Below are 15,083 nucleotides of genomic sequence, written 5' to 3'. Positions count from 1 at the left end.
CCCGGGGAGGCCGGGCGCGTCCCGGCGAAGGGAGCGCCGGTGACGCACGGGTGGCGGACGCGGGGCCGTTGCCGCGGAGCCGTCGGTGCTGCCGTGGACAACGCTGTCCGGCGGCAGCACTCCTGCGTGGGGGACGGGTACGGAGGGACGGGGGATGCGGTGCGGCGCCGGCGACTACTCGTCCAGGCGCAGCCACACCGCCGTGTCCCGGGGCAGCCGGCCGTCCTCGCCGAGCGGTCCGCTGGCGAGCAGGAGCTGCCGGTGGCGGGGAAGGTCCACCGGGGTCCCGGACAGGTTGACCACGCAGGCGAAGCCGCCGTCGCGGCGGAAGGCGAGCACCTCGCCGGCGCTGTCGAGCCAGCTCATCGGCCCTTCGCCGAGGCCGGGTTCGGCACGGCGGAGGTCCAGCGCCGTGCGGTACAGGGTGAGCATGGAACCGGGGTCGGCCTCCTCGGACTCGGCCGTGTAGGGCGCCCAGCCCGCCGGCTGGGGCAGCCAGAGCTGCTCGCCGCCGAAGCCGTACGGCGGCGCGTCCCCGGACCAGGGCAGCGGCACCCGGCAACCGTCACGGCCCGGGTCGGTGCCGCCGGAGCGGAAGTACATCGGGTCCTGCAGCCGGTCGGCCGGGATGTCCTCGACCTCGGGCAGGCCCAGCTCCTCGCCCTGGTACAGGTAGACCGAGCCGGGCAGGGCGAGCGTGAGCAGGGCGGCGGCGCGGGCGCGGCGCGTGCCGAGCGCCAGGTCGGTGGGGATCCCGTGGGCCTTGGTCTTGAAGTCGAAGGCGGTGTCGGCCCGGCCGTAGCGGGTGGCCGTGCGGGTCACGTCGTGGTTGGCGAGCACCCAGGTCGCCGGGGCACCGACGGGCGCGTGCACGGCCAGCGTCAGGTCGATCGAGGCGCGCAGCCGCTCCGCGTCCCAGGGGCAGGACAGGAAGTCGAAGTTGAAGGCGGTGTGCAGTTCGTCGGGCCGCAGGTACCTCACGAAGCGCTCGGCGTCCGGCAGCCACACCTCGCCGATCAGGACCCCGCCGTAGGAGTCCGCGAGGGTGCGCCAGGAGCGGTAGATCTCGTGCAGTTCGTCGCGGTCGATGTAGGGGTGCGGGTCGCGCCCCTCCTCGAAGTCGGGCAGCGCCGGGTCCTTGGCGACCATGGCCGCCGAGTCGATGCGCACCCCGGCCACACCGCGGTCGAACCAGAAGCGCAGGACGTCCTCGTGCTCCTGGCGGACCGCGGGGTGCTGCCAGTTGAGGTCGGGCTGCTCGGGCGCGAACAGGTGCAGGTACCAGTCGCCGTCGGGCAGCCGGGTCCAGGCGGGGCCGCCGAACTGGGACCGCCAGCCGTTCGGCGGCAGTTCGCCGTTCTCACCGCGGCCGGAGCGGAAGTGGAACAGTTCGCGCTCCACGCTGCCCGGCCCGGCGGCCAGCGCGGCCCGGAACCAGACGTGCCGGTCCGAGACGTGGTTGGGGACGATGTCGATGATGGTGCGGATACCGACACCGCGGGCCTCCGCGATGAGCTTCTCCGCCTCGGCCAGGGTCCCGAAGGCCGGGTCGATGGCCCGGTAGTCGGCGACGTCGTAGCCGCCGTCGGCCAGGGGCGAGGGGTACCAGGGGCTGAACCAGAGGGCGTCGACGCCCAGCGCCGCCAGGTACGGCAGTCTGGACCGCACCCCGGCGAGGTCGCCGGTGCCGTCCGCGTCGCCGTCGGCGAAGCTGCGTACGTACACCTGGTAGATGGCGGCGCCGCGCCACCACTCGTCGGTGGCCTCGGTCGGCTGGGTGTCTGCCACGTGACTGGTCCTTTCGGGCAGCTGGGACCACGCCGCCGGCCCTTACGGCGGGCGGCGTGGTGCTGGTGGGATGCGGCGTGGCGGTGGACGGGTGCGGGCCTCAGCCCTTCAGACCGCCGGCGGTCAGGCCGCTCATGATGTTGCGCTGGAAGACGAGGAAGATCAGCAGGGTCGGCACGGAGGCCATGGCGATCGCCGCCAGGAGCCAGTTCTCCGGGACTCCGCTGGCGAGCGAGTAGATGCCGACGTTGAGCGTCTGCTTCGTCGGATCCGGCAGGGTGAGCATCGGCCAGAGGAAGTCCTTCCAGACCCCGACGATCGCGAAGATGGAGACCACTCCGAGGATCGGGCGGGAGATCGGCAGGACCACCGACCACAGGGTGCGCACCTGGGAGGCCCCGTCGATCGCGGAGGCGTCCAGCAGTTCCTGGGGCACCGAGTCGAAGAACCGCTTCAGCAGGAAGATGTTGAAGGCGTTGGTGACCGACGGCAGCCAGATCACCCAGGGCGAGTCGAGCAGGTTGCGCTGGAAGATCGGAACGTCCAGCACGGTCAGGTACTGCGGCACCACCAGCACGGTCGCCGGGATCATCAGCGTCGCCAGCATCATGCCGAGGATCACGTTGCCGAGCACCGGGCGCAGCTTGGACAGCGAGTAGGCCGCGGCCACGTCGAGGACCAGCTGGAAGGCGAGCGCCCCGAAGGCGTACCAGAGGGTGTTGAGCAGCAGGTGGGACAGGTCCATCACGTCCCAGGCGCTCTTGTAGTTCCCTGGGTGGAGGGCGTGCGGGAAGGCGGTCGGCGGGATCTGCGCGAACTCCTGAGTGGATTTGAGGCCGTTGGCGGCCATCCAGTACAGGGGTCCGAGGAAGACCAGCGTGAAGACCACGACCACCAGGAGGAAGACCGTCCGGTAGAGGATCTTGCCGCGCCGGCTCGCCAGCTGCGTCGGCGATATCAGCGTTCTCGTGCTGCTCATCGGTGGGTCCCCGCCCTACTCGTCCGCGGCACGGCTCAGCCGCACGTACCCGGCGGAGAAGACCGCCAGCAGCACGAGCAGGACCAGGCCGAGCGCCGCGGCGCCGCCGTAGTTGTTGAAGTTGAACGCGTACTGGTAGATCAGGTAGACGACGGTGGTGGTGGATCCCTCCGGGCCCGAGCCGCCGGTCAGCAGGAAGGGCTCGGTGAAGACCTGCATCGTGGCGATGATCTGCATCAGCAGCATCAGCGAGAGGATGAGCCGGGTCTGCGGGATCGTCACGTGCCAGATCTTGCGCAGGAGTCCGGCCCCGTCGAGCTCGGCCGCCTCGTACAGCTCGCCCGGGATGCCCTGCAGGGCGGCCAGGTAGATCAGGGTGGCGCCGCCCATGTTCATCCAGGTGGACGCGATGACCACCGACAGCATCGCGGTGTCCGTGGACTGCAGCCATTGCTGGGCCGGTAGGTGCAGCACCTCGAGGATGCGGTTGAACAGGCCGTACTCGGGGTTGTAGAAGTTCTTGAAGAGCAGCACCGAGGCGACCGGCGGCAGCATCACCGGCAGGTACACCAGCAGCCGCAGGTAGCCCTGTGCGTGCCGCAGTTCGTTCAGCAGCAGCGCGACGAGGAACGGCACCGCGAAGCCGAGCACCAGCGCGAGGCCGGTGAAGAGCAGGGTGTTGCGCCAGGCCTGCCAGAACGCGGGATCGTGGAAGACGTAGTTCAGGTTGGACCAGCCGGCCCAGGTGGTGTGCCCGTCCTTGGTCTTCTGGAAGGCCAGTACGAACTCCCGGACCATCGGGTACCAGGAGAAGAACGCGAAGCACAGCACGGCGCCGATGAGGAAGCCGTACGCGGTGAGGTTGCGGCGCAGGGAGCGGCCGGCCCGCCCCGGACGGTGGGGATCCGGGGCAGGGCGGCGTGCCGAGCGGCGCGACCGGCTCTTCGCGGGAGTGCTGGCGGGCAGGGTGGGGGCGCTGGGGGCCGACATCGTTACTCCTGAGTGCCGGGGTGCCGGGGGACCGGAGCTGCTACTGGTTGGCGAGGACCTGGTTGACCTGGGTCTCCGCGGTGGACAGCAGCTTGGCGGCGTCGGCGTTCTTGTTGGTCAGGACGCCGGACATCACGTTGTCCAGGACCTTGTAGATCTCCTGGGCCTTCGCGGGCTCGGCCTTGCCGGGGATCGGGTTGTCCATGAAGGCACGGAAGTTCTCCACCGGCATGGTGGCACTGGCCGCCTTCAGCTGGTCGTCCTTGGTCTTGCTGGCGCCGGTGAAGAAGGCCGGCTGGGGCAGGCCGACGGGCAGGCCGTCCGTCTTGGAGCGGGCGTACTCGAACTGGCCCTTGCCCGGGCTGAGGGTCTTGAAGTTGAGCCAGGCGATGGCGGCCTTGATCTTGTCGGGCGAGCTGCCCTTCTTGATCATGTAGTCGTTGCCGCCGAAGAGGGTGGCCTTGCCGCCGGGGATCGGGCCCATGCCGAAGTTGGCGTAGTCGGCGCCGAGCTGCTGGACCATGTACGTGATGTCGTCGGGCGCGGCCAGGAACATGCCGAGCTTGTCCGTCGCCATCTGCTTCTGCAGGTCGCCCCACTTGAGCAGCTGGGTCTGGCCCATGCTGTTGTCGGTCCAGCGCATGTCGTGCAGGTTCTGCACGATCTGCTTGCCGAGGTCGGAGTTGAACGCCGCCTTGCTGCCGTCCTCGGAGACGACGTCGCCGCCCAGGCCGTACATCGCGGCGGTGAAGTGCCAGCCGCCCGTGTTCTGGGCGCTGTAGTCGCCGTACCCGGCGATGCCCTTGCCGAGGCCCGCGATGGCCTTGGCCGCGGTGCGGACCTCCTCCCACGTGGTCGGCGGCTTGTTCGGGTCGAGGCCGGCCTGCGTGAAGAGCTTGCGGTTGATGAGCAGGCCCATGGTGTAGTTGCTGGTGGGCACGCCGTAGAGCTTGCCGTCCTTCTTCAGGACGCCCAGCACGTTGGGGTCGATGTCCTGAAGGGCGGGGACGGTCTTGTCCGTGACGTACGCGGAGATGTCCGCGGCCCCGTCGTTGTCCAGCACCTGCTGCAGGTCGGTGAAGTACGTGTAGAACACGTCCGGCTGGGACTTCGCCTTCAGCGCCGCGGTGAAGCGGGCCGGCTCCTCGCACTGACCGGGCGTCGACTTACCGTCGATGGTCACGTTCGGGTACTGCTTGTTGAAGGTGGCGACGTCCTCCTTCCACTCCTTGAGCTCCGCCTTCTTGGCGGCCGGCGGCATGCAGTCGATGGTGAGCGTGACCTTGGCCTTCGGGTCCAGCGGGGCGGTCGGGTCGGACGATGATCCGCCGCCGGCGTTGTCGTCGTTGTCCGCGCTGCTGCTGGTGCCGCAGGCGGTGAGGGCGACCAGGGCCAGCGCGGACACGAGCGTGGCCGCGGAGGCACGGCGGGCGGGGCGGAACCAGGAGCTTCTCATCGGGTCCCCTTCGGGCATGAGCGTGGAAGCCCCCGGCTACGCACAGCGGGGGCGTCGCACACTCAAGCACTCCCCACAGATGTCCGCAAGATGTCGCGCAGTTTTCGCAAAAGACTGACGAGCTTGCGCAGGTGGGCTGCGAACCGTTTCAACAGCCATCGACCGGGCTGACCGGCGTCGCCGGCTGCGGCCTGACGGGCTGGGGCGACGTCGGGGCGGCATCACGGCGGCCAGGACGCACAGGAGCCCGCGGTGCCGGGCACCGCGGGCTCTGGGGGGGTACGCCGTCGCGCGGCGCGGAGGCTCAGCCGCGCACCGGTCCCGTCGTGCCGCGGACGACCAACTCGGGCTCGTACAGCAGCTCGTCGGAGGCGACCTGCTTGCCCGCGATCTTCAGCGCGAGCAGTTCGACCGCGGTGCGGCCCATCGCCTCGATCGGCTGGCGCACGGTGGTCAGCGGCGGGTCCGTGCAGGTCATGAACGCCGAATCGTCGTAGCCGATCACCGAGACGTCCCCCGGCACCGACAGCCCCATCCGGCGTGCCGCGCGCACCGCGCCCAGCGCCATCGGGTCGTTGGCGCAGATGATCCCGGTGACCCCGCGCTCCCACAGCTTCGCGGCCGCCGCCTGGCCGCCCTCAAGGGTGAACATCGCCCGCCCCACGTGCTCGTCGGGCAGCGACGTCCCGGTCGCCGCGGCCACACCGCGGGCCGCCACCAGCTTGCGCCGCGAGGGCACGTGGTCGGAGGGCCCCAGCAGCAGGCCGATCCGCTCGTGGCCGAGCGAGGACAGATGCCGCCACGCCTGCTCCACCGCCACCGAGTCGTCGCACGAGACCCGCGGGAAGCCCAGGTGCTCTATCGCCGCGTTGATCAGCACAACCGGCAGATTGCGTTCCGCCAGCAACCGGTAGTGATCGTGCGGCGCGTCCGCCTGGGCGTACAGACCACCGGCGAACACCACGCCCGAGACGTGCTGTTGCAGCAGCAGCGACACATAGTCCGCCTCCGACACCCCGCCCGCGGTCTGCGTGCACAGCACGGGCGTGAGCCCCTGCTGCGCCAGCGCCGCGCCGACGATGTCGGCGAACGCCGGGAAGATCGGGTTCTGCAGCTCGGGCAGCACGAGCCCCACCAACCGCGCCCGGTTCCCCCGCAACTGCGTGGGCCGCTCGTACCCCAGCACGTCCAGAGCCGTCAGCACCGCCTGCCGGGTCCCCTCCGACACCCCCGGCTTCCCGTTCAGCACCCGGCTGACGGTGGCCTCGCTGACCCCGACCTTCTTCGCTACTTCGGCAAGCCGTCGCGTCATGCCTGCAAGCATACGACACGGCATGCAAGTGGTTTGCGCTCTTGCGCAAGACCGCTGGGGCCGAGGGTACGGGGGCATCCCACCGGGGCGATCGGGGCGGGCCTGTCGACGGCTCGGCCCACATGCCGCGGCCTCCCCTGCCCAACGGTTCGGGGAGGCCGTCAGCGACATGCTTCTGGGGTCAGAGGTCGGGGATGTCCCGCTTCGCACGCACCAGCGTCTCGCGACTGATCACAACGATGCGTTCATAGTCCGCTCGGGCGGCGTCGGGGGGAAGCTTTCCGTCCAGATCAGCCGTGGCTTCGGTGCCGATCACCGCGAAGTCGCCATTGGACAACTCGAAGATGTCCGGGCAGGTCGCTGCGGCGGTGCTGCCGCGCTCACGAGGGGAAGCACCGATCCTGCGCACGATCTCCACGCACTGAACCTTTCCAATGACGGGAGGCCATGCGCCGTTTGTTGGTGCCCCTCTCCTCCCGTGACACATAGAAGATGACGTGTCACATGTAGCTCACGAGGCGGGTGTTGCGGGCGGGTTTCGCTCAGCCGTGATGAAACTTCATCCATTGGCGGGATCATCCGCCATTGCGTTCGATTTCTTGAATGAACGAATCCACCAGGGCACCGAGGCGCGCCTCGTCTCCGGCCGGGTCGAGACGTGCCTGGCGGTACGGACGGGACCACGCCCAGTACTCGCGGAACTTGCGGCCCCGGGCCAGGTCTCGCAGCACTCCGTGGAACTCGACGGTGGACAGGCTGCCCAAACGCATCACGAAGAGGTGGTGAGTGAAGATCATGTTGGCGTAAAGGAGCTCGCGGGCCTGCTCGGCCGGCACTGCCTCGAGCTCCGGCCAGACGGACGCCAGTTCCGGATTCTCGATGCCGATCTTGAGGAGTTCGACGTGCAGCGTGCGCAGCTCCGTCTCCGCACTGCGATAGAGCTGACTGTGGGTTCCACTCAACTCCTTGCGCTGCGCGACGAGTTCCTTGCGTTGCAGCTGAGCCTTCCGCTGCTGCACGCCGAACGTCACGAGCACCGCGGCCAGCGCCAGGCCGGAGAACGCGGCGTTCGCGGCCATGAAGGTCGAGGCAGCGGAGTCCGAGCCCGAGGGCGATGCCAGCGCGACCATGAGTTTGCCGAGGGCCACGGCGACAGTCGCTGTGATCACCAGGATGCCCGTGACCCCGGCCACCAGCAGGGCAGCGATTCCGCCCACGTCTCTGGTACGCGCCATGTGACCCCCCGATCCGCGCACAACCGCCCGCCACGACGGCCGCAGCCCGAAGAAACGATGCTCCGGGCAGATACGAACGGCTCTGGCCGACTGCTCGGAGAGGTGAGTAGCACGCAGCGACGCGCGGGCCCGGCATCCGCCGTCGAAGGGGTGGTACCCGCTGCGTCGAACAGTGAAGCGCGCTATTCAGGACACGTGACCCGTGTATTGCCCCAGGCCGTGAGTGAAGTGACTCCCGCCTCAGCCGCCCCGCCAATACTGAGGTCGACGCGTCAGGGTGACCAGGTCGCCACGAAACAGCTGACGCTGTCCACGGTCTCGGCGTACAGGAGACGGTGAGTGGTCAGGTCTTCGTCGGCGTCGGCCCCGTCCAGTAGCTGCCAGGGCGATCGACCCGACACTTCCAGCTCGCGGGCGAGGCCCGCGTCCATGGTGGGGAAGAATCCGTCCACGTCACCGTTGGCCAGCGCGACAGCAATGCCCGCGTCGATCTCCTCGACCCGTGGGTCGGGACGGGGGGCTCCGTCCGCTCCCGCGTGGGTCGGACCGTTCCCCAGCACCAGCAGCCCTACGCGGTCCGCCCATCGCGCCAGGTGGACGCCGTCCTCGCCGTTCATGGGCCACGTCCGGTTGTCGTCCAACTCGTAGGCGCGCACCGGACCGGTCCAGCCCGCCTGTTGGAGCAGCCACGCGCCGACGCCGAGCGCCACCGGCAGCCTGCTCGCCGGTGTTCCCTTCTCGTGGAGAAAGGAGCGCGGACCGGGGCCGACCACGCCCACGATCTCAGGATCTTCGGCCAGTAGGGCCGCCACCGCTTCCGCGCACGCCTCGCGCAGCCGCTCCGGCGCGGCCGGTACGCCCATGTCCGTGGCGAACGTGAGGGACGGCAGGCAGGGACAGACGACCGCGGCCACGAGCATGCTCCCGAGCCTAGCCACCGCGTCCGGGCGTTCAGGCCCCGACGGGTGGGACCGCATCCGTCACCCTGAGGCGCCGACACCCCGCGCCCGGACAGGAGGGGCCGGCGCGCCGCGGGTAATTCAGAAGGTTAGGCTTACCTTCATGAGCACCTGCACGACCGCGTCCAGCTCGCTGGCGGAGCCCGTCGCCGCGACCGCGGCCACCGCGCGCACGTGGCTGCTGCTGGAGCAGCCGGGGCCGTGGGGGCCCAAGGCGCTGACCGGGAGCCATCTGGACCCGCGGGTGGGGCGGGCGCTGGAACGGGCCGCCGCGGGGACCGGCGTGCGCGTGGGGCTGATCCGGCGGCCCGGGCCGCACGCGGACCGGCGCCGCGACATCCCCCGGCGCACGGCCTACGTGGCGCACACGATGCCGGGACGCTCCTGGGTGCGGGAGGCGGTGCTGGAGGACCCGGAGACCCTGCTGGGGCTGGACTTCGGGGCGCTCGGGCACGGAGACCACCGCGGCTTCGGAGTGCCGTACGAGGGCGACCCGCTCGCCCTGGTGTGCACCAACGGCAGGCGCGACCGCTGCTGCGCGCTCAACGGCCGCCCGCTGGCGGCCGAGCTCGCCGCCTCCCGGCTCGGTCACGTGTGGGAGGTGACCCACCTGGGCGGCCACCGCTTCTCGCCGACCATGCTGGTGCTGCCGTACGGCTACGCCTACGGCCGTGTGAACCTCGCGCTGGCGCGGCAGGTGCTGGAGGCCGCCCGCGAGGGCCGCGTCGTACTGGAGGGCTGCCGGGGGCGCTCCGCGTGGGAGCGCCCGGGCCAGGCGGCCGAGCTCGCCGTGCGCCGGCTGACCGGCGAGGTCGGCGCCGGGGCGCTGAGCGTGGACGGCACGCGCGTGCGGCACGTCGACGGCCGGGTCTGGGACGTCGGGGTGACCGCGGTCGCGGCGGAGCCGCCCCGGCCCGAGAGCTGCGGGGCGGCCCTGGGGGCACCGCTGCGCATGGAGATCAGCGGCATTCAGCCGGCGCTCTTGACGAACTCCGTGGTGTAGGTCCTGCTCAGGTCCACCTTCGCGTTCTGCAGGTTCGGGTTGAACGCCTTGAGGACGCGCTCCACGGTCTCGGGACCGCCCTCGGGCATCACGCCGTCCTTGGTGAACATCGGCAGCGTGCTCTCGATGGACTGCGTGTAGAGCTCCTGGCCGCCGCCCTGCGCGTAGTCGGCCGGCATCTTCGCCGCGATCTCGGCGGCACTGTGCGTGGACATCCACGCGAGCGTCTTCACGAAGGCGTTGGCGAGCTTCTGGACGGTCTCCTTGTGGCCGTTCACCCACTCCGTCTGCATGTACAGGCTGGAGGAGGGGTAGAGCCCGCCGAGCGCCTGCCGGGAGCCCTCGGGGGTGCGCATGTCGATCAGCACCTTGCCGAGCTTCTTGTCCAGGACCGTCGCCACCGTCGGATCGGTGGTCATGCCGCCCTGGATCGAGCCCTGTTCCAGCGCGGAGACGAAGGTCTGGCCCGCGCCGACCGCGACCGGGGTGAACTCGCTGGTCTTCACACCGTTGCTGACGGCGAGGTACTTCGTCAGGAAGTCCGTGGACGAGCCGATGCCGGTCACACCGAGCTGCCTGCCCTTGAAGTCCGCGGGACCGGTGATGTCGGAGGCGGCCTTGCTGGAGACGATCTCCACCTCGCCGGGGGCCTGCGAGAACTGCACCACCGACTCCACCTCCTTGCCCTTGACCTGCAGGTCGAGCGTGTGGTCGTAGAAGCCCACCGTGCCCTGGACGTCGCCGGAGACCAGCGCGGTCTCGGCCTGCACACCGGCCGGTTCGGTGAGCAGTTCGACGTCCACGCCCTCGGCCTTGAAGTAGCCGAGCCGCTCGGTGAGCATCGCGGGGAGGTAGATGACCTTGTCCAGGCCGCCGACCATGATCTTGACCTTGTCGCCCTTGCCGCCGGACCCGGCGGCCGAGGAGTCGCCGCCGCAGGCGGTGAGCAGGGTGAGGGCGACGGCCGAGGCGGCGACGGCGGCGGGGACCCTGAGGGATGCGCGCATCTGGTTCACGTCCTTGCGAAGGGGGGGTGGGAAGGTCAGCGGTCGGAGCCGGCCTCGGCCGGCTTCCAGCGGAAGAGCCGCTTCTCCAGGAAGGTCAGCAGGCCCTCGGCGAGCAGCGCGACGACCGCGAGGATCGCCATGGCGGCGTACACACCGGCGGAGTTGAAGGTGCCCTGCGAGGCGGCGACGAGCAGGCCCAGGCCCTTGGTGGCGCCGATGTACTCGCCGACGATCGCACCGATGAGGGCGAAGCCGAAGCTCACGTGGAGGCTGGTGAAGATCCAGGAGGTCGCGGAGGGGATGACGACCTGCAAGGTGACCTGTCGGTTGCCGGCGCCCAGGATGCGGGAGTTGGCGACCAGGTTGCGGTCCACCTCGCGGGCGCCCTGGAAGGCGTTGAAGAAGACCGGGAAGAAGACCAGCACCACCGCGGAGGCGATCTTCGACGCCGGGCCGAGGCCGAACCAGATGAGGAAGATCGGCGCCAGCACGATGCGCGGCAGCGCGTTGAGCACCTTGATGTACGGCCCCAGCACATCGGCCAGGAAGCGGATCCGCCCGAGCACGATCCCGAGCACCACACCGGCGACGACGCCGATCATCCAGCCGAGCAGGGCCTCGTAGAGCGTGTACCAGACCTGCTCCCACAACGAGCCCTGCGCGGTGCCGTCCACCGCCCAGGTGCGCATCTGCTCCCAGATCCGCGACGGCATCGAGAAGTGGAACGGGTCGATGACCTCGGCGCGGGCCAGCCACTCCCACAGTCCGAGCACGGCGATCAGCAGCAGGACCCGGCTGCCGTGCACGAGGTACAGGCGGTTGCGGGCGGCGCGGGCCCGGGACCGCGCCCGGTCGGAGTCCCCGCCGGTGTCCTTGGTGGCGGCGGCCGCCGGGGCCGCCACGGTCTCAGGCGACATGCGCCGCACCCCTCTCGCGGGTGATGCGGACCTCTTCGCCGAGCGAGGCCCAGATCTCCCGGTAGATCTCGATGAACCGCGGCTCCAGCCGCACCGTCTCGACCTTGCGCGGACGCGGCAGGTCGATCTCGAAGACCTCCTTGACCGTGGCCGGCCCGGCGGTCATGACGACGACCTTGTCCGCGAGCGCGATGGACTCCTCCAGATCGTGGGTGACGAAGACGACCGAGGCGCCCGTGCCGGACCACAGCTCCAGCAGCTCGTCCGACATCAGCGCGCGCGTCTGCACGTCCAGGGCCGAGAACGGCTCGTCCATGAGCAGGATCTCGGGGTCGTTGACGAAGGTGGCCGCGAGCGCGACGCGCTTGCGCTGACCGCCGGACAGCTGGTGCGGGTAGCGGTCCTCGAAGGCGGTGAGGCCGACCCTGGCGAGCCATTCGCGGGCCCGCTCCCTGGCCTCCGCCCTGGGCACGCCGCGGAAACGGGGACCGGCCATCACGTTGGACAGCACGGTGCGCCAGGGGAAGACGGCGTCCTGCTGGAAGACGAAGCCGACCTTGCCGCCGATGCCGCGCACCGGCTCGCCGGCGACCAGCACCTCGCCCTCGGTGGGCTCCTCCAGCCCGCTGACGAGGGTCAGCGTCGTGGACTTGCCGCAGCCGGTCGGGCCGACGACGGCCACGAACTCGCCGCGCCCGACGGTCAGGTCCAGATCGCGCACAGCGGTGTGGAGGGCCCCGGACGGGGTCCGGAACGCCTTGCTCGCACCCCGCAGTTCGATGGCGGGGCTGGTGTGTGTGCTCATGCGCCGGGACGCTAGATGTGGCCCGGGCCACAGCGGCAGCCTTGCGGTCACAACTCCGCCTTGTGCCCACAACCCCCTGTTCTGCTCGTTCTGCTCGCGCTACAACAACGAAAGGGCCACAGGGGCTGGGCAGCGGGCCCCGGTGCCGTTTACGTTGCGTTCACAGCCAGGCAAACGGACGAGCGACTTCCGCATGGGCGCGGACCGCCGGAGAGGACACGGTGACGTCATGCGCATCCGCTGGCCCCGCCGCGTCTTCGCGCAGGTCCTACTCGTCCAGCTGGTCCTCACCACCGGCGTGATCACCCTGGCCACCGGCCTGTTCCTCGCCCCGCTCAGCTCGCAGCTCGACCAGCAGGCGATGCGCCAGGCCCTGTCGATCGCCCAGACCACCGCCGCCACCCCCGGCCTCGCCCGCGACCTGCTCGGCACCCGCCCCGTCGTCACCGGCCCGGTGCAGCAGGAGGCCGAACGCATCCGCCGCGCCACCGGGGCGCTCTACATCGTCGTGATGGACACCCACGGCGTGCGCTGGTCGCACACCGACGTGGCGCAGATCGGACGGCACGTGTCCACCGACCCCAGCGTGGCGCTCGGCGGCCAGGAGATCATGCAGATCGACCGGGGAACCCTCGGCCGCTCCGCCCGCGCCAAGGTGCCGCTGCGCGACGACGGCGGCCGCATCGTGGGCGCGGTGTCGGTGGGCATCGCGTACGACAGTGTGCGCGAACGGCTCCTGGCGACCGTCCCGGTGCTGCTGCTGTACGCGGGCGCCGCCCTGGGCGTCGGAGTGCTCGCGGCGCTGCTGGTGTCCCGGCGGCTGCAACGGCGGACGCACGGGCTGGCGTTCGCCGACATCTCCGCGCTGCTCGACGAGCGCGAGGCGATGCTGCACGGCATCCGCGAGGGAGTCGTCGCCCTCGACGGCACGGGCAGGATCCGGCTGCTCAACGACGAGGCGCAACGGCTTCTCGGCCTCGGCCCGGACGCCACCGGCCGCGCCCTGGACGACGTGCTGCCCGCGGGCCGCACGACCGACGTGCTGGCCGGCCGGGTCGCGGGCACCGACCTGCTGACCGTCAGCGGTGCCCGGGTGCTGGTCGCCAACCGGATGCCGACCGGGGACGGCGGCGCCGTCGCCACCCTGCGCGACCGCACCGAACTGGAGCGCCTGGGCCGCGAACTCGACAGCACCCACGGGCTGCTGGACGCGCTGCGCGCCCAGGACCACGAGCATGCCAACCGCCTGCACACCCTGCTCGGGCTGCTCGAACTCGGCCTGTACGACGCGGCGGTGGAGTTCGTCGCCGAAGTGGCCGACGGCCGGCGGGCCTCCGCCGAGCAGGTCGCGGAACGCGTCCACGACCCGCTGCTGTCGGCACTGCTGGTCGGCAAGTCGGCGATCGCCGCCGAACGGGGCGTGGCCCTGTCGGTCTCGCCCGCGACGCTGCTGCCCGACCGCGTCGTCGACCCGCGGGACCTGGTCACCGTGCTGGGCAACCTCATCGACAACGCGCTGGACGCGGCGGCCTCCACCGTCGAGGTCGAACTGCGCGTCGAGGGCACGACCGCGGTGCTGCGGGTGTCCGACGACGGGCCGGGCGTGCCGCCCGAGGCCCGCGAGCGGATCTTCGCCGAGGGGTGGACGACCAAGGCCTCCCCCGCGCACCGCGGCCGCGGGCTCGGGCTGGCGCTCGTGCGCCGGCTCGCCGGGCGGTACGGCGGCATGGCCCGGGTCACCGCCCGCGCCGGGGGCGGCGCGGTCTTCACCGTCGTACTGCCGGAGGCACTGGCCGCGGCGGAACCGACCGCGACGGCACCCGTATCCGCAGGGAGAGCACGATGATCGACGTCCTGGTCGTGGACGACGACTTCCGCGTCGCCGAGATCAATTCCGCCTACGTCGGCAAGGTCCCCGGCTTCCGGGTCACCGCGCGGGCCCACACCGCCGCGCAGGCGCTGGCCACGCTGGAGCGCACGCACGTCGACCTGGTGCTGCTGGACCACTACCTGCCGGACGAGACCGGCCTCACCCTGGTGCGACGCATGCGCCAGCTCGGTCACCACGCGGACGTCATCATGGTCACCGCCGCGCGTGACGTGGCGACGGTGCAGGCCGCGATGCGTTTCGGCGCCCTGCAGTACCTGGTCAAGCCGTTCAGCTTCGCCGGACTGCGGGTGAAGCTCGAGGGGTACGCGGCGCTGCGCCGGACCCTCGACGGCGTCGGCGGCGGGGGCGGGGAGGCGGGCCAGGAGCAGGTCGACCGGATCTTCGGCGCGCTGCGCACGGCGGTCGCGGCCCCGGCGGGGCTCCCCAAGGGGCACTCGGCTCCTACCGCCGACCTCGTCCGCAAGGTCCTCACCGAGGCGGCGCAACCGCTGTCGGCGCACGAGGTCGCCGCTCGTGCGGGGATCAGCCGCTCCACCGCCCAGCGCTACCTGAAATTCCTGGAACGCGAGGGCCGGATCAGCCTGACCCTTAAGTACGGCGACACCGGACGTCCGGAGCACCGTTACGCCTGGGCAGAGCGTTCCACCACCCGTAACGGCCCTGCCTGGGAGGGCCGTTGAGGGCCCGTGCGCCCTCCCGGGCCCGGCGGGGCCCGGGAGGGGCGGCGACAGGCCTACAGAG

The 15,083-nt window shown here is 70.9% G+C and carries 14 protein-coding genes; 3 read left to right on the top strand and 11 right to left on the bottom strand.

The genetic code is table 11. The annotated features are described in order from the left end of the window. Window positions 1-174 precede the first annotated feature (174 nt). The 8 genes from ACFYXS_RS10520 to ACFYXS_RS10485 all read right to left on the bottom strand — a co-directional run bounded on the left by ACFYXS_RS10520 (window position 175) and on the right by ACFYXS_RS10485 (window position 8,680). On the bottom strand, window positions 175-1,788 hold the full coding sequence (locus ACFYXS_RS10520) for a glycoside hydrolase family 13 protein (RefSeq protein ID WP_389246076.1): 1,614 nt from the start codon (window positions 1,786-1,788) through the stop codon (window positions 175-177). A 100-nt stretch (window positions 1,789-1,888) separates the two neighbouring features. Then, window positions 1,889-2,767, bottom strand: coding sequence for a carbohydrate ABC transporter permease (locus ACFYXS_RS10515; protein WP_389246074.1), 879 nt, complete (start codon window positions 2,765-2,767; stop codon window positions 1,889-1,891). A 15-nt stretch (window positions 2,768-2,782) separates the two neighbouring features. Beyond that, window positions 2,783-3,757, bottom strand: coding sequence for a carbohydrate ABC transporter permease (locus ACFYXS_RS10510; RefSeq protein ID WP_389246072.1), 975 nt, complete (start codon window positions 3,755-3,757; stop codon window positions 2,783-2,785). Window positions 3,758-3,797: 40 nt separating this feature from the next. After that, window positions 3,798-5,213 carry an ABC transporter substrate-binding protein gene (locus tag ACFYXS_RS10505; protein WP_389246070.1) on the bottom strand — a complete coding sequence of 472 codons (1,416 nt, stop codon included), beginning with the start codon at window positions 5,211-5,213 and terminating at the stop codon, window positions 3,798-3,800. Between the two features lie 304 nt (window positions 5,214-5,517). Then, window positions 5,518-6,537 (bottom strand): LacI family DNA-binding transcriptional regulator, encoded by a 1,020-nt coding sequence (locus tag ACFYXS_RS10500; protein ID WP_389246068.1) that lies wholly within the window; start codon window positions 6,535-6,537, stop codon window positions 5,518-5,520. Window positions 6,538-6,706: 169 nt separating this feature from the next. Then, window positions 6,707-6,943 carry a hypothetical protein gene (locus ACFYXS_RS10495; RefSeq protein WP_389246066.1) on the bottom strand — a complete coding sequence of 79 codons (237 nt, stop codon included), beginning with the start codon at window positions 6,941-6,943 and terminating at the stop codon, window positions 6,707-6,709. A 157-nt stretch (window positions 6,944-7,100) separates the two neighbouring features. Next, window positions 7,101-7,760 carry a DUF6082 family protein gene (locus ACFYXS_RS10490; protein WP_389246064.1) on the bottom strand — a complete coding sequence of 220 codons (660 nt, stop codon included), beginning with the start codon at window positions 7,758-7,760 and terminating at the stop codon, window positions 7,101-7,103. A gap of 272 nt (window positions 7,761-8,032) precedes the next feature. Beyond that, window positions 8,033-8,680, bottom strand: coding sequence for a hypothetical protein (locus ACFYXS_RS10485; RefSeq protein ID WP_389246062.1), 648 nt, complete (start codon window positions 8,678-8,680; stop codon window positions 8,033-8,035). 142 nt (window positions 8,681-8,822) lie between these two features. On the opposite strand from ACFYXS_RS10485, the gene ACFYXS_RS10480 reads away from it, so the two are divergent. Continuing rightward, window positions 8,823-9,722 carry a sucrase ferredoxin gene (locus ACFYXS_RS10480; RefSeq protein WP_389246060.1) on the top strand — a complete coding sequence of 300 codons (900 nt, stop codon included), beginning with the start codon at window positions 8,823-8,825 and terminating at the stop codon, window positions 9,720-9,722. Here ACFYXS_RS10480 and ACFYXS_RS10475 read toward each other — a convergent pair. Genes ACFYXS_RS10475 through ACFYXS_RS10465 form a run of 3 tightly spaced genes read right to left on the bottom strand, consistent with a single transcriptional unit; the run spans window position 9,689 to window position 12,451 of the window. After that, window positions 9,689-10,729: an ABC transporter substrate-binding protein gene (locus ACFYXS_RS10475; RefSeq protein WP_389246058.1), complete on the bottom strand. Its 1,041-nt coding sequence runs from the start codon at window positions 10,727-10,729 to the stop codon at window positions 9,689-9,691. The genes ACFYXS_RS10480 and ACFYXS_RS10475 overlap by 34 nt on opposite strands. A gap of 35 nt (window positions 10,730-10,764) precedes the next feature. Further along, window positions 10,765-11,646 carry an ABC transporter permease gene (locus ACFYXS_RS10470; protein WP_389246056.1) on the bottom strand — a complete coding sequence of 294 codons (882 nt, stop codon included), beginning with the start codon at window positions 11,644-11,646 and terminating at the stop codon, window positions 10,765-10,767. Further along, on the bottom strand, window positions 11,636-12,451 hold the full coding sequence (locus ACFYXS_RS10465; protein WP_389246054.1) for an ABC transporter ATP-binding protein: 816 nt from the start codon (window positions 12,449-12,451) through the stop codon (window positions 11,636-11,638). Before ACFYXS_RS10465 ends, ACFYXS_RS10470 begins: the two co-directional genes overlap by 11 nt. Before the next feature lie 229 nt (window positions 12,452-12,680). On the opposite strand from ACFYXS_RS10465, the gene ACFYXS_RS10460 reads away from it, so the two are divergent. Continuing rightward, window positions 12,681-14,297 carry an ATP-binding protein gene (locus ACFYXS_RS10460; RefSeq protein ID WP_389246052.1) on the top strand — a complete coding sequence of 539 codons (1,617 nt, stop codon included), beginning with the start codon at window positions 12,681-12,683 and terminating at the stop codon, window positions 14,295-14,297. Beyond that, entirely contained in the window at window positions 14,294-15,022 is a 729-nt protein-coding gene (locus tag ACFYXS_RS10455; protein WP_389246050.1) for a response regulator, read from the top strand. Before ACFYXS_RS10460 ends, ACFYXS_RS10455 begins: the two co-directional genes overlap by 4 nt. Window positions 15,023-15,083: the final 61 nt, after the last annotated feature.

Source organism: Streptomyces sp. NPDC002574, assembly GCF_042889545.1.
In the GTDB taxonomy this organism is placed as follows: Bacteria; Actinomycetota; Actinomycetes; order Streptomycetales; family Streptomycetaceae; genus Actinacidiphila.
Note: the sequence above shows the minus strand (reverse complement) of the source record. Positions and strands in the feature narration are given on the sequence as shown.

Coding starts and splice junctions, on each gene's coding strand:
- ACFYXS_RS10490 (WP_389246064.1), bottom strand. CDS start 7,760: ATGGCGCGTACCAGAGACGTGGGCGGAATCGCTGCCCTGCTGGTGGCC.
- ACFYXS_RS10465 (WP_389246054.1), bottom strand. CDS start 12,451: ATGAGCACACACACCAGCCCCGCCATCGAACTGCGGGGTGCGAGCAAG.
- ACFYXS_RS10485 (WP_389246062.1), bottom strand. CDS start 8,680: ATGCTCGTGGCCGCGGTCGTCTGTCCCTGCCTGCCGTCCCTCACGTTC.
- ACFYXS_RS10515 (WP_389246074.1), bottom strand. CDS start 2,767: ATGAGCAGCACGAGAACGCTGATATCGCCGACGCAGCTGGCGAGCCGG.
- ACFYXS_RS10505 (WP_389246070.1), bottom strand. CDS start 5,213: ATGAGAAGCTCCTGGTTCCGCCCCGCCCGCCGTGCCTCCGCGGCCACG.
- ACFYXS_RS10455 (WP_389246050.1), top strand. CDS start 14,294: ATGATCGACGTCCTGGTCGTGGACGACGACTTCCGCGTCGCCGAGATC.
- ACFYXS_RS10510 (WP_389246072.1), bottom strand. CDS start 3,757: ATGTCGGCCCCCAGCGCCCCCACCCTGCCCGCCAGCACTCCCGCGAAG.
- ACFYXS_RS10500 (WP_389246068.1), bottom strand. CDS start 6,537: ATGCTTGCAGGCATGACGCGACGGCTTGCCGAAGTAGCGAAGAAGGTC.
- ACFYXS_RS10470 (WP_389246056.1), bottom strand. CDS start 11,646: ATGTCGCCTGAGACCGTGGCGGCCCCGGCGGCCGCCGCCACCAAGGAC.
- ACFYXS_RS10460 (WP_389246052.1), top strand. CDS start 12,681: ATGCGCATCCGCTGGCCCCGCCGCGTCTTCGCGCAGGTCCTACTCGTC.
- ACFYXS_RS10480 (WP_389246060.1), top strand. CDS start 8,823: ATGAGCACCTGCACGACCGCGTCCAGCTCGCTGGCGGAGCCCGTCGCC.
- ACFYXS_RS10475 (WP_389246058.1), bottom strand. CDS start 10,729: ATGCGCGCATCCCTCAGGGTCCCCGCCGCCGTCGCCGCCTCGGCCGTC.